Below are 12,883 nucleotides of genomic sequence, written 5' to 3'. Positions count from 1 at the left end.
GGCGCGGCTTCGTTCGTCTCTTGAGCGTGAGGCTTGGGAGAGCGTGATGAGCGGACGAGACTTCATGCAGCCGGCGTCGATACCGGTCATCGACGGCGTGCGCATCGGCGCGTTGATCGGATTCAGCGGAGAGGGCGCGCGGCCGCTCGTCGTGTATGCCGGACAGCCCGGCGACGCCGCGCTCGTCGCGCGCACGATTCCCGACCTGCGCGGCGCGCATATCGGCCGAGAAGTACTGCTGACGTTCGAAGCGGGCGATCCGACGCGGCCGGTCATCGTCGGCTGCCTGCAGGCCGATGAAGCCTGGCCGCTCGACGAAGCGCCCGCGCAAGTCGAAGCCGATGCCGACGGACAGCGGCTCGTCGTCACGGCAAAGGAAGAGATCGTGCTGCGCTGCGGGCAGGCGAGCATCACGCTGACGAAAGCGGGCAAGGTGCTGATACGCGGCACGTATGTGTCGAGCCGATCGTCGGGCGTGAACCGCATCAAGGGCGGTTCGGTGCAGCTCAACTGAACGTGGCCGGCTCATGGAACTGATCAACGCCACCCGCATGGTCGCCGGCTACACGATGGGCACGGAGCCGAGCGGCCGCGAATCGCTCATCGTCGTCGTCAAGGGCACGTTTCGCCTGCCCGCGCCGGGCGAAGCGGTGGGGCTCGCGGAAGAACAACTGCCGCTCGTCATGGCCGATACGTTCACCGGCCAGCCCGGCTACTCCGCGCCGTACTACGAAGTGGACTACGCGCCGCATAAGCCGCGCTGCGACGTGTTGCTGCTAGGCAGCGCGCACGCGCCCGGCGGGCGGCCCGCGACGCGTGTGCCGGTCGGCTTGCGTGTGGGCAACCTGACCAAGCAACTTGCGGTGGTCGGCGACCGCGTCTGGCAGGCGGGCGCGACGCGCATCGACGTAAGCGCGCCCGTGCCGTTCGTGTCGAAACCGATTACCTACGATGTCGCGTTCGGCGGCGTCGATCAGGAACACGACGATCCGATGCAGCATGCGGCGTTTATGGCGAATCCGGTCGGACGGGGGTTCAGGCGGCATCTGCGGCGGAATTGGGTGGATGGGCGGTTGCTGCCCAATACGGAAGAGTTGAATCGGCCGGTGATGCGTCCGGACGAGGCGTATCGGCCGATGTCGTTCGGCGTGCTCGGGCGAGGGTGGACGCCGCGGCTCGGGTATGCGGGCACGTATGACGACGAGTGGCTGGAGAAACACTTTCCGTTTTTGCCGCCGGATTTCGATGAGCGGTATTACTCGGCGGCGCCCGAGGATCAGCAACTCGCGATGCCCGTCGGAGGCGCGGAGGTGACGTTGGTGAATCTGACGCCGGATGGCAGGCGCAGTTTCGTGTTGCCGGATTTCGAGGCGCCGGTGCATGTTTTTCCGAGGCGCGGCGAACGCGAAGACCATTGCGGGAAACTCGACACGCTCGTCTTCGAGCCTGATCGCGGTTTGTTCACGATGAACTGGCGCGTGCGCCGGCCGCTGAAGAAGGACATGTTCGAAATTGAGCAAGTGCTGGTAGGACGTAAGGGGCGGCAATGGTGGCAACAGCGCGACGAAATCGAATATTGGAAGTCCGCCGTCATCGAGTCTGCGGACTCTTGGTGAGATTGATCGATGAACGCTTCACCGGTCGTTGTTATGAGTACCGGCCTCGTTACGAGCGTGGGACATAGCGCGCCTGCGACCTGCGCCGCCATTCGTGCAAAACTCAGCAATCCTTCTCAGACGCGTTTCCTAGACTCAGAGGGTGACTGGATCATGGCGCATCCGGTTCGACTCGAAAGGCCTTGGCGAGAGCGTGCCAAGCTTGCAAGAATGGGAGCAATGGCGATTGCCGAATGCCTTGACGGTATCGACCGGCTTGAGTGGGCAGCAATCCCTCTCCTCCTGTGTGTTGCGGAGAAGGAGCGGCCCGGAAGGCCCGACGGACTTGACGAGCACTTGCTCTCCGATATCGCGGAGGTTCTCGGTGCCCGCTTCAGCCGCGATTCGGCGTTGGTGGCAAAAGGGCGCGTGAGCACGGCTGTTGCAATGCTATACGCCCGTCAGTTCTTTGATCGGAAGGCCGCCGGCCTCGTCGTGATAGCAGCGGTCGACAGTCTTCTGAACTGGCGCACCCTCAAGGCCTTCGAACGCGAGGACCGCTTGCTTACGTCGGCAAACTCTGACGGCTTCATGCCGGGTGAGGCAGCCGGAGCAGTTCTGGTCGGGGCAACCAAACGACCGGGCACACTTGTCTGCGAAGGTGTAGGGCTGGGCATGGAGCGAGCACATATCGGTACCGAAAGCCCTCTAAAAGGCGATGGCTTGAAACACGCGATCTGCGCAGCTTTAGCGGACGCGAAATGCGCCCTGCATGACTGCGCTTACTGCATTGCTAGTCTGTCGGGAGAGCAATATTACTTTAAGGAGACGGCGCTAGCTCTTTCTCGTGTCGAGCCTTATCGCAAAGAGGACCTAATCCTCTGGCATCCTGCTGAGAGCGTTGGAGAGACCGCGACAACCGTTGGCGTTATCGCTATCGCGGTGGCCGACTCTGCTTCAAAAAAGCACTATGGACCGGGCGGGACGATTCTTTATCACGCGAGCAACGATCAGGGAGAGCGGGCGGCGATGGTCCTGAGGTACTACGGAGAGTGGCCTTGAGCAACGAGGTATATGCGAACTCGCGGGCAGTTTCGTGCAAAGCGGGAGCTAGCAAGTCCGTCTGCGCGTTTCCCGATGTCTGCATGACGCCACCGCAGACTCCTGCGACTCCGCCTGGCGTACCCGTTCCCTATCCGAACACGGGGTTTTCTTCCGATACGTCGGACGGCTCCACTTCTGTCATGATTTCCGGCGAAGAAGTCATGCTGAAAAGCACATCGTTTTTTAAGTCGAGTTCGGGCGACGAAGCCGGATGCGCACCCAAAAAGGGAGTCGTCAATAGCAAGAACACGGGTAAGGTGTTCTTTACGTCGTGGTCCATGGATGTACTGTTCGAAGGCGAGAATGTCGATCGTCATCTCGACTTGACAACGCACAATCATGGATCAACCGCTAACGAAGCGCTTACGTGGCCCAACATCGAGAAGCCGAGTCTCAAAGGCCTCAAGACGAAGCCGTGCAACAAGAACTGCCCAAAGGACGTGTCGCAGGCTGAATACGAAGAGCTGCGCGACGCTACGCCAAGTCAAACGATGCGGGATAAAGTCAACGCGAGGAAATATCCACGATATTGCGTCGTCTGTGGCGACCGGAAGAGGCGTCTGTCCGTTGACCACATCGTGCCACTTAACGAAATCCGTTCGATTCCTGGATTCGCTTGTCTTGGACCAAAGACGAAGCGCAAGATCATTAATCACCCGGATAACTTTGTGGGTATGTGCAGGTCGTGCAATTCGTCGAAACAGGATAAGTTGTGGGGAGAATGGCTGATTCATCTTCGCCGCGACATGAAAATTCCTAAAAAAGTGACGAACAAAGGAAAGGCAGTAGCCAAACTATCGAGAATGGTCCTTGTAAAGGAAATTAGAAAAGGTACCTGTAACGGCGAGTAAGGAGTGTCCATGTATCCCACAGCAATCGATGAAAGTATGGCGGACCGTTACGTGTCGGATCGCGTTGCGCAACTGAACGAACCGGTCCAATTTCAGCTAGCGCCATTCGACGAAGCGGCCTGGTCGCCGCTAGAGAAGAACCGTCTGCCGGCGGCCTGGGTCGCTGGACTTGCCCAATCGAATGTCGACGGCGCATTGGATGCGCTCGGATGGACGGCGCAACGCGCCATTCTCCCCAAGACCTTCCAATTGCTGCGCGAGAAGTTAGCTGGACTTGGCGTCCTGATGCCTCAAAGTGAAGCGCCCTCGCTGCTATATTTTTTCGTGCTCGACGACGATATCGCCGCCTTCGAGGGACTGCCGCCTGTGGAGCCCGCCGATACGCAGCCAGATCTGCCTGCAGAGCTGGTTTCGATGCAAACGGTGCATGACGGCTGGTTCGACTTTTTTAGCGGCGATCTGGGATGGATGCCGGAGGAAGAATGGCAAACGATTGGGAGGCCCGCAGACGAGCCGAAGTTGATCGGCATTGCATCCAAGGGTTCAGCTTTAGTCGGATTTGAAGCAGATCAACCGCCCGTTCCTCACGTGCTTTGGCCCGACGACGATGCAGTGGAATCACCGTCTACACTCTTCGGGACGATAGACAGGTGGGTGGTGGCTGCATTGAGCGATGCGACATCACAACGGTGACGGCCGTGACGCCATCAGGCCGTAACGTTTCGTGATTTGTTCGCAAGCTTACCGCACCGCAACCGTTTGGTATTCGTGATGCTGAGCGACGCACGATCGACCTCCTGGTCCTGGATAGCCTGTTGCCGCCCGGACGCTGTCCAGAGCACCGTGCCCGATTCCGGGCGCCAGTAGCCGTTTTACGTGCTGCAAGCTCGATTGGAGGTCGACAATGAAAACCGCTTGCCCTGATCGATCGTCGAATGCCGCATCAGGCCATAGCGGAAACGTCATTCGCCATGTCCTCCACCAACACCTCGAAGACGCCGCCTGCCTGCGCAACACGCGCTCGTACCTCGTCCGCGCCCCGCACGTCAAACTCAAACACCTCGGCCGCCTCGACGAACGCATCGCCGCGCATCTCGACGGCATCGCGGTGGCCGGCCGCGTCGGCGCGCAACTCAGCATGCAGGCGCTCGATCGCCCCGGCAAGGGCGAACTCTTCACCGCCACCATCGGCTGCATCGAAGCGCGTTCGGACCCAGGCCTCCTGCGACTCGTCGCACTGGCGCAAGCGCTTCCCGACGCCCGCCGCGGCCTGCATTCGGCGTTCGGCTGGGTGTCCGCGAGCCGTCTGAGCGAGACCGTCGGCATGTTGCTCGCCCGCGACGAACCCGCCGCGCAACTCGCCGGCCTCGCGGCCTGCGGGCTGCATCGCGTGGACCCGAAACGCTTTCTCGACACGGCCATCACTTCGGAAAACGACGATATCCGCGCTCGCGCGCTGCAATGCGCGGGTGAAATCGGGCGCGTGGACTTGCTCGCGTCCTGCATCGACGGCCTGCACGACAAAGACAACGCATGCCGCTTCCACGCCGCGCAATCCGCGCTGCTGCTCGGCGATCGAGGCGCATCGCTGAACGTGTTGACGGAACTCGCACCGTCACGCCCCGACGCCGCCGCGCTCGCCGCAATGGCCCTGCCATCGGCCGACGTGCCGCGCCTGCTCGAAGCGATCGCCGCGCAACAACACAGCAAACGCATCCTGATCCACGCAGTCGGCTACGGAGGCGACCCTCGCTATGTGCCCTGGCTCATCGGCCTTATGTCCGACGACCACTACGCCCGCCTCGCTGGGGAAAGCTTCAGCTTCATCACCGGGGCCGATCTCGCCTGGCTCGACCTCGACCGCAAGCCGCCCGCGCACATTCCCGCCGGTCCGACCGACGACCCCAACGACCCAAACGTCGCCACAGACGAAGACGAAGGCGCGCCTTGGCCCGATGCCGGCAAAATCGCCGCATGGTGGCAAACGAACGCGCCGCGCTTCCAAAGCGGCACGCGCTATCTTGCAGGCGCGCCGCCATCTAAAGCGCACTGCATCGACGTATTGAAAGACGGCTACCAGCGCCCGCGCACGGCCGCTGCGCGCCACCTGTGCCTGCTTCGCCCCGGCACGGCGCTCTTCAACTGCGCCGCGCCCGCATGGCGTCAGCAGCGCCTTGTGCGCGCAACGACCTAGGCTTTTCAATTCCCGCCCACATCGTTCGTCTTCAGAGCGTGGCCCGCGCTCACGCAAAGGAGGCGTCATGGCAACCAGCAGTCAGAAATTCATCGGCCGCAACCGCGCGCCGCGCGTGCAGATCGAATACGACGTTGAAACTTACGGCAGCGAGAAGAAGGTCCAGCTTCCGTTCGTGATGGGCGTCCTCGCCGATCTCTCCGGCAAACCCGCCGAGGCGCTGCCGCCCGTCGATCAGCGCAAGTTCCAGGAAATCGACATCGACAACTTCGACAGCCGCATGAAGGCGATGCATCCGCGCGTCGCGTTCCAGGTTCAGAACAAGCTGACGGGCGAGGGCAATCTCGCCGTCGACATCACGTTCGAGAACATGGACGACTTCTCGCCGGCCGCCGTCGCGCGCAAGGTCGATGCGCTTTCGAAGCTGCTCGAAGCACGCACGCAGCTTGCCAATCTCGTCATCTTCATGGACGGCAAGACCGGCGCGGAAGAACTGATCGCCCGCGTGCTCGACGATCCCGCGCTGCTCAAGACGCTCGCCACGGTCACGCAACCGCCGCCCGACAGCGCCGCGCCGGCCGCTCAGTGAATGCAGCGACACGCCGGGACAGCCCGCGCGCGTGACATCGCCTGAAAGGAAACGACCATGTCCGACATCCCTCAATCGTCCGAATCGAAGCCCGAACTGCAGGGCGCGACGCTCGAAGGCAACGATCTCGCCGCGCTCCTGAACAAGGAGTTCCGGCCGAAGAGCGACGAGGCCAAAACCGCCGTGCAGACGGCCGTGCAGACGCTCGCGCAACAGGCGCTCTCGCAGACCAAGATCATCTCCGGCGATGCGATCCGCTCGATTCAGGCGATGATCGCCGAGATCGACGCGAAGCTGACCGAGCAGGTGAACGAGGTCATGCATCACCCGGACTTCCAGAAGCTGGAGGGCTCGTGGCGCGGGCTGCACTATCTCATCAACAACACCGAAACGGATGAGATGCTGAAGATTCGCGTGATGAACATCTCGAAGAAGGATCTCGGCAAGACGCTAAAGCGCTTCAAGGGCGTCGCATGGGACCAGAGTTCGCTCTTCAAGCAAATCTACGAACACGAATACGGGCAACTCGGCGGCGAGCCGTTCGGCGCGCTAATCGGCGACTTCTATTTCAATCAGACGCCGCCGGATGTCGAACTGCTCGGGGAGATTTCGAAGATCGCGGCGTCCGCGCATGCGCCGTTCATCGCTGCGGCCGACCCGAGTCTCCTGCAGATGGACTCGTGGCAGGAACTCGCCAATCCGCGCGATCTCACGAAGATCTTCGGAACACCGGAGTATGCAAGCTGGCGCTCGCTGCGCGCGTCGGAAGATGCGCGCTATATCGGACTCGCGATGCCGCGTTTCCTCGCGCGCGTGCCTTACGGCGCACGCACGGAGCCCGTCGACGAATTCGACTTCGAGGAAGACACCGGCTCCGCCGATCACACCAAGTACACGTGGGCCAATTCCGCGTATGCGATGGCGGTGAACATCAACCGTTCGTTCAAGCTCTACAACTGGTGTTCGCGCATCCGCGGCGTGGAGTCGGGCGGCGCGGTCGAAGGCCTGCCCGTGCACAGTTTCCCGACCGACGACGGCGGCATCGACATGAAGTGCCCGACCGAGATCGCCATCTCGGACCGGCGCGAGGCGGAACTCGCGAAGAACGGTTTCATGCCGCTCATCCATCGCAAGAACTCGGATTTCGCGGCGTTCATCGGCGCGCAGTCGCTGCAAAAGCCCTTCGAATACGAAGATCCGGACGCCACCGCGAATGCGGCGCTCGCCGCGCGCCTGCCGTATCTGTTCGCATGCAACCGCTTCGCGCATTACCTGAAGTGCATCGTGCGCGACAAGATCGGCACGTTCAAGGAGCGCTCCGACATGGAGACGTGGCTCAACAAGTGGATCACGCAATACGTGGACGGCGATCCCGCCAATTCGTCCGAGCACACGAAGTCGCAAAAGCCGCTCGCCGCCGCCGAAGTGAAGGTGCAGGAAGTGGCGGGCGCGCCGGGCTACTACACGTCGACGTTCTATCTGCGTCCGCACTATCAGCTCGAAGGGCTGACCGTGTCGTTACGGCTGGTCTCGCGGCTGCCGTCGGCCAAGCAGGCGGCCTGAGCACCGCTCGCGCCCAAGCCCGCGACCCGGTTCAGGTCGCGGGCAGCTTCAGCACCGTCGTCTGCGATGCATCGCCGATCCATACGGCGCACGCCGTGAAGTTGTCGTGACCGGGCCGCGCGGCCCCGCGCAGATGCGCCACCATCAGATCGAGCCACGCCACCGGCGTTTGCGCCTGCCCGATCGCGTCGATCATCACGGACTCGTCGAGATATTCCCAGAAGCCGTCGGTGCAAAGCAGGAAGGCGTCGCCGTCGGCGATCGGGAACGGCTCGTCCGACGCCGCGATCGACAGGTCGTCGGCGGTGCCGAGCGCCGAAAAGAGCACGTTGCGCCGGGGATGACTGCGCGCGTCGCGCGTGTCGAGCAGATTCGCGTCGATCATGCTCTGCACGAGGCTGTGATCCTGCGTCTGAACGACCGTCGCGCCGCGCCGGAAGCAATAGAGGCGCGTATCGCCGCAATGCGCCCACGCGGCGAGCCCCGCCGCCTCGTCGATGCCGAGCACGGCGGCGGTCGAACGCATCTGCGCGAGATCGCGCTCGTGTTCCTGCACATCGACGATGGCGTCGTTCGCGCGCAAGAGCACGCGCAAGAGGGCGGGCCCGGTGAGTGCGACGCCTGCCGCCGCCACGCGCGTGAGTTCATCGAGCACGGTATCGACGACGATGCGCGACGCCGCATCGCCGCCGCCATGTCCGCCCGCGCCATCCGCGACGACGCTCGCAAATAGCGCCGCGTGGCGCCATTGCGCGTAGGCGTCCTCGTTGCGCGAGCGGCCGCCCTTGTCAGTCACGTTTGCGGTTTGCAGTTGCATGTCGTCTCTCTCGAACCCGCGCGTCAATGTCGGCCGCTGCGTTTCAGTTCCTCGATCTGCGCCTCGTAGGCGGCGACGAACGCCTTGCCGAACAGCGTGTGAAAGTCCTCGGCGGCTTCGCGCGAAAGCTGGCCGTACGTCTCCATGAAGAGATCCCAGCAGCGCGCGCGCCGGTTTAGTCCGGGCAGGAGGCCGTCGAGCATCGAGCGGCCGGACAGTCGCGCCTCGATGCGCTCCGGCTCGAAGCGCTCGAATACGCCGTCGAGCGCCGCGCGCATGCCCGCGACGACGCCCACCTGATGCGCGCGCAGATCGGCGTAGGCGTCGTCGAGCGCGGCGGCGGGCGGCATGAAGCCGCGCATCGGCGGATTGAGCAGATGCGCGAGCGCGGCTTCGACATTCGGAGAAAACTTGAGCGGATTGTTGTCGGCGGCGGCGATCATCGTCGCGCCCGTGCGCATCTCGTGTTTGAGCGCGGCGCGGGCGGTGAGCAGTTCGAGCGTACCGCGCGTCGTTTCGCGCAGAAGTTCGCCGACGAGCTGCATCAATTCGGGCGTGAGCGCATCGAGTCGCACGCCGGGCGCGGACAGGCCGCGCAGGAATGCGTCGAGGAGTGCGCGGTCGTTCGCGGGCAGCGCGACTGATGCGACGGTCGACGGCGCTGCGCGCGGCTTCGGCGGCGTAAACGCGCTGTGCAGTTCCGAACCCGCATCGGATTGCGTGGCGGGCGACTGGACGGGACGCGCGCCACCGGTCAGGCTCGTGAAGGGGTCGGCGTCGTGCGCGGTGTTGGGCTGAGTAATGGGCGCGATGAGCGGCTCGATGAGCGGCGAGGCGCCCGGCGTCAGGTCGAACAGTTCGTCGATCGAGCGTTTCGATGCCGGATCATCGAGGCCGAAGTCGAAGTCCTCAGCGGGCGCCAGCGGTTTCGGCGGCACGCGGGTGGACGGCGGGGCAAGCAGATCGTCGAAGTCGCTTGCGGCTTCTTGCGGCGCCGGTGCGCGCGGTGCACTGGACGCATTGGGTGCGGCGTCGAACAGGCCCGCGAAGGGATCGTCATTGGGCGAGTCGTTCGAAGCCGGATTCTCCCAGACGGTTTCTTCCTCGCTCGATACCTCCGCGCGGAGCTGATAACCGCCAATCTGCACCTCGTCGCCGTGCGCGAGCGGCACTTCCTGGCCGGGGTCGAGCGGCGCGCCGTTGACGAGCGCCGGATTGCTGCCCCGGTCGATCAGCCGGAAGCGCCCCTCGCGCCACACGATCTGCACGTGCAGGCGCGAAACGGTGCGCTCGGCGTCGTCGAGCACGAGCCGATTCGTCACCGCGCGCCCGATCGTGCCGCCTTGGGCGTCGAAAGTCGCCGACAGCGGCTGACGCTGCGGCTCTCCATTGTGACGTGTCACCGTGAGTGTGAGCATCGCCGTCGACTCCGCTGGGCGTCCCTCAGTCGAACGAATAGACGAAGTCGTTCGCACTCGCCGACAGGCGTATGCGCTCGAGCGCGCCGCCTTCGGTGAGCCGCGTCAGATACTCCGTGGAAATGCGCGGCAGCACGGTGTTGGTCAGGAGCGCGTCGATCACGCGCCCGCCCGATTCGGCCTCCGTGCAGCGCGAAACGATGAGGCGCACGGCGTCGTCGTCGTAATCGAACGGGATGCCGTGATTGTCCGCGACCCGGCGCCGGATGCGCTCCAGCTGAAGGCGCACGATGTCGGCCATCATCGCGTCGGAGAGCGGGTAGTAGGGCACCGTGACGAGCCGCCCGAGCAGCGCGGCGGGAAACACGTCCAGCAGGGGCTTGCGCAGCGCGCGCGCGAGCTCTTCCGGCGCGGGCGCGCGGGCGGGATCGCGGCACATCGACATGATGAGCTCCGACCCGACATTCGAAGTGAGCAGGATGATCGTGTTCTTGAAGTCGATATAGCGGCCTTCGCCGTCTTCCATCCAGCCCTTGTCGAAGACCTGGAAGAAGATTTCGTGCACGTCCGGATGCGCTTTCTCCACCTCGTCGAGGAGCACGACGCTGTAAGGGCGGCGGCGCACGGCTTCGGTGAGGATGCCGCCTTCGCCGTAGCCCACGTAACCGGGCGGCGCACCCTTGAGCGTGGAGACGGTATGCGCTTCCTGGAACTCGCTCATGTTGATGGTGATGACGTTCTGCTCGCCGCCATAGAGCGTTTCCGCGAGCGCGAGCGCGGTTTCGGTCTTGCCGACGCCGGATGTGCCCGCAAGCAGGAACACGCCGATCGGCTTGTTTGGATTGTCGAGCCGTGCGCGCGATGTCTGGATGCGTTTCGCGATCATGTCGAGCGCGTGGCGCTGGCCGATCACGCGCTTGTCGAGCGCATCGGCGAGATTGAGCACGGCCGCGAGTTCGTTCTTCAGCATGCGGCCGACGGGAATGCCGGTCCAGTCCGCGACCACGCCGGCGACCACACCCGCATCGACGCTCGGCAGGATGAGCGGGGCGTCGCCCTGGAGGTCGGCGAGACGCGCCTTCAGTTCGCCGAGGCGGCCGAGCAGGGCGCCGCGCGACGTGTCCGGCGAAGGCGAAAGCCGTGGCGCGCTATCGGCCGGGTTCGCATCCACGGCTTCGCCCTGTTCGCGCAACGACGCGCGCAGCGAGAGCAACTCGTCGACGACGCCTTTCTCTTCGTTCCAGCGCGCTTCGAGTCCGCCGAGCGTGTCGCGTTCCCGCGCGAGCGACGCTTCGACGTCCGTCGCGCGCGTGCCCACGTCGACGCCCACATTCGCCTCGCGCGCGACGATCTGCGCTTCGACTTCGAGCGCCTCGATGCGGCGGCGGCAGTCGTCCACTTGCGGCGGCGTCGCGTGCTGGCTGACGGCCACGCGCGCGCACGCGGTATCGAGCAGCGACACCGCCTTGTCGGGCAACTGCCGCGCGGGAATGTAGCGATGCGACAGCCGCACGGCCGCCTCGATGGCCTCGTCGAGCAGTTGCACGCGATGATGCCCTTCGAGCACCGCCGCCACGCCGCGCAGCATGCGCACGGCTTTCGCCTCGTCCGGCTCGTGAACCTGCACGACCTGGAAGCGCCGCGTGAGCGCGGGGTCCTTCTCGATGTGCTTCTTGTACTCGGCCCAGGTCGTCGCGCCGATGGTGCGCAGATCGCCTCGCGCGAGCGCCGGCTTCAGCAGATTGGCCGCGTCGCCGGTGCCCGCCGCGCCGCCCGCGCCGACGAGCGTATGCACCTCGTCGATGAAGAGGATCACCGGCTTCGGACTTGCCTGCACGTCTTCGACGACCTGACGCAAGCGTTGCTCGAACTCGCCCTTCATGCTCGCGCCCGCCTGCAAGAGCCCGAGATCAAGCGACAGCAGCGCGACTTCGCGCAAGGGCGGGGGCACGTCGCCGCGCACGAGACGCTGCGCGAAGCCTTCGACGACCGCCGTCTTGCCGACACCCGCCTCGCCGGTGAGGAGCGGATTGTTCTGCCGCCTGCGCATCAGGATGTCGACGAGCTGACGGATCTCTTCGTCGCGGCCGGTGACGGGATCGAGCTTGCCGTTGCGCGCTTTCTCGGTGAGGTCGGTCGCGTACTTGCGCAGCGCTTCCTGCTTGCCCATGCTGGCCGGGGCAGGTTGGGCGTCGTCCGGGTTCGTCTGCGGTCCTTCCCCTTCTTCCTCGATGGAATCCGCGACGATGCGCGCGAAATGGTCCGAAAGTTCTTCCGGCCTGATGCGCTCGAACTCCCGCGAGATGCCGAAGAGCACGCTGCGCAGGCGCTGCGTCTTGAGGATGCCGACTAGCAGGTGGCCGGTGCGCACCTTCGTTGCGCCGAACATCAGCGTGCCGTAGACCCAGCCGCGTTCGATCGCATCGGTGATGTGCTCGGAGATATCGGAGATCGACGTCGCGCCGCGCGGCAGGCGATCGAGCGCCGCGGTCATCTCGCGAGCGAGGGCGGCGGCGTCCACGCCGTAATGCGCGACGATGCGCTGCAAGTCGGAGCGCGGCGTTTCGAGAATCTGCATGAGCCAGTGCGCGAGCTCGACATAAGGATTGCCGCGCATCCTGCAATAGACCGTCGCGCTTTCGACGGTCTTGTAGCCGAGCCTGTCGAGCTTGCCGAACAGCGCCACGCGACTGATTTCCGCCATCGTCCGACTCCCTTCTTTCGTGGGCGCGTGGTGCCCGAAGGCGCGTCC

Annotated in this window: 11 protein-coding genes; 8 read left to right on the top strand and 3 right to left on the bottom strand. The window is 64.3% G+C overall.

Annotated features, from left to right (window positions below):
* Positions 1–46 precede the first annotated feature (46 nt).
* The 8 genes from QCE48_RS23735 (at position 47) to tssC (ending at position 7,896) form a co-directional block, all read left to right on the top strand.
* Entirely contained in the window at positions 47–514 is a 468-nt protein-coding gene (locus QCE48_RS23735) for a DUF6484 domain-containing protein (RefSeq protein WP_309782643.1), read from the top strand.
* 13 nt (positions 515–527) lie between these two features.
* A complete protein-coding gene (locus tag QCE48_RS23730; protein WP_309782641.1) occupies positions 528–1,616 on the top strand; it encodes a DUF2169 domain-containing protein in 1,089 nt (362 codons plus the stop codon).
* A 9-nt stretch (positions 1,617–1,625) separates the two neighbouring features.
* A complete protein-coding gene (locus QCE48_RS23725) occupies positions 1,626–2,657 on the top strand; it encodes a hypothetical protein (RefSeq protein WP_309782640.1) in 1,032 nt (343 codons plus the stop codon).
* Positions 2,654–3,550 (top strand): PAAR-like domain-containing protein, encoded by an 897-nt coding sequence (locus QCE48_RS23720; protein ID WP_309782638.1) that lies wholly within the window; start codon positions 2,654–2,656, stop codon positions 3,548–3,550. Before QCE48_RS23725 ends, QCE48_RS23720 begins: the two co-directional genes overlap by 4 nt.
* A 9-nt stretch (positions 3,551–3,559) precedes the next feature.
* Positions 3,560–4,243 (top strand): hypothetical protein, encoded by a 684-nt coding sequence (locus QCE48_RS23715; RefSeq protein WP_309782636.1) that lies wholly within the window; start codon positions 3,560–3,562, stop codon positions 4,241–4,243.
* 211 nt (positions 4,244–4,454) lie between these two features.
* Positions 4,455–5,744 (top strand): TIGR02270 family protein, encoded by a 1,290-nt coding sequence (locus QCE48_RS23710; RefSeq protein ID WP_309782633.1) that lies wholly within the window; start codon positions 4,455–4,457, stop codon positions 5,742–5,744.
* 67 nt (positions 5,745–5,811) lie between these two features.
* Positions 5,812–6,333, top strand: coding sequence for a type VI secretion system contractile sheath small subunit (tssB, locus tag QCE48_RS23705; protein WP_309782632.1), 522 nt, complete (start codon positions 5,812–5,814; stop codon positions 6,331–6,333).
* A gap of 57 nt (positions 6,334–6,390) precedes the next feature.
* Positions 6,391–7,896, top strand: coding sequence for a type VI secretion system contractile sheath large subunit (gene tssC, locus QCE48_RS23700; protein ID WP_309782631.1), 1,506 nt, complete (start codon positions 6,391–6,393; stop codon positions 7,894–7,896).
* A gap of 31 nt (positions 7,897–7,927) precedes the next feature.
* On the opposite strand, the gene QCE48_RS23695 is transcribed toward tssC, so the two are convergent.
* Genes QCE48_RS23695 through tssH form a run of 3 tightly spaced genes read right to left on the bottom strand, consistent with a single transcriptional unit; the run spans position 7,928 to position 12,835 of the window.
* Positions 7,928–8,713 (bottom strand): serine/threonine-protein phosphatase, encoded by a 786-nt coding sequence (locus QCE48_RS23695; RefSeq protein WP_309782630.1) that lies wholly within the window; start codon positions 8,711–8,713, stop codon positions 7,928–7,930.
* A 23-nt stretch (positions 8,714–8,736) separates the two neighbouring features.
* Complete coding sequence (gene tagH, locus QCE48_RS23690; protein WP_309782628.1) at positions 8,737–10,131, bottom strand: type VI secretion system-associated FHA domain protein TagH; 1,395 nt, start codon at positions 10,129–10,131, stop codon at positions 8,737–8,739.
* A gap of 25 nt (positions 10,132–10,156) precedes the next feature.
* Positions 10,157–12,835: a type VI secretion system ATPase TssH gene (gene tssH / locus QCE48_RS23685; protein WP_309782626.1), complete on the bottom strand. Its 2,679-nt coding sequence runs from the start codon at positions 12,833–12,835 to the stop codon at positions 10,157–10,159.
* Between the last annotated feature and the right edge of the window lie 48 nt (positions 12,836–12,883).

This window comes from Caballeronia sp. LZ024, from assembly GCF_031451455.1.
GTDB lineage: Bacteria > Pseudomonadota > Gammaproteobacteria > Burkholderiales > Burkholderiaceae > Caballeronia > Caballeronia telluris.
This window is presented reverse-complemented; position numbering and strand designations above follow the sequence as displayed.

Excerpts from the sequence above, each read along its gene's own strand:
- tssC (WP_309782631.1), top strand. The coding sequence starts at position 6,391 with ATGTCCGACATCCCTCAATCGTCCGAATCGAAGCCCGAACTGCAGGGC.
- QCE48_RS23715 (WP_309782636.1), top strand. The coding sequence starts at position 3,560 with ATGTATCCCACAGCAATCGATGAAAGTATGGCGGACCGTTACGTGTCG.
- tssB (WP_309782632.1), top strand. The coding sequence starts at position 5,812 with ATGGCAACCAGCAGTCAGAAATTCATCGGCCGCAACCGCGCGCCGCGC.
- QCE48_RS23725 (WP_309782640.1), top strand. The coding sequence starts at position 1,626 with ATGAACGCTTCACCGGTCGTTGTTATGAGTACCGGCCTCGTTACGAGC.
- tagH (WP_309782628.1), bottom strand. The coding sequence starts at position 10,131 with ATGCTCACACTCACGGTGACACGTCACAATGGAGAGCCGCAGCGTCAG.
- QCE48_RS23710 (WP_309782633.1), top strand. The coding sequence starts at position 4,455 with ATGAAAACCGCTTGCCCTGATCGATCGTCGAATGCCGCATCAGGCCAT.
- tssH (WP_309782626.1), bottom strand. The coding sequence starts at position 12,835 with ATGGCGGAAATCAGTCGCGTGGCGCTGTTCGGCAAGCTCGACAGGCTC.
- QCE48_RS23735 (WP_309782643.1), top strand. The coding sequence starts at position 47 with ATGAGCGGACGAGACTTCATGCAGCCGGCGTCGATACCGGTCATCGAC.
- QCE48_RS23730 (WP_309782641.1), top strand. The coding sequence starts at position 528 with ATGGAACTGATCAACGCCACCCGCATGGTCGCCGGCTACACGATGGGC.
- QCE48_RS23695 (WP_309782630.1), bottom strand. The coding sequence starts at position 8,713 with ATGCAACTGCAAACCGCAAACGTGACTGACAAGGGCGGCCGCTCGCGC.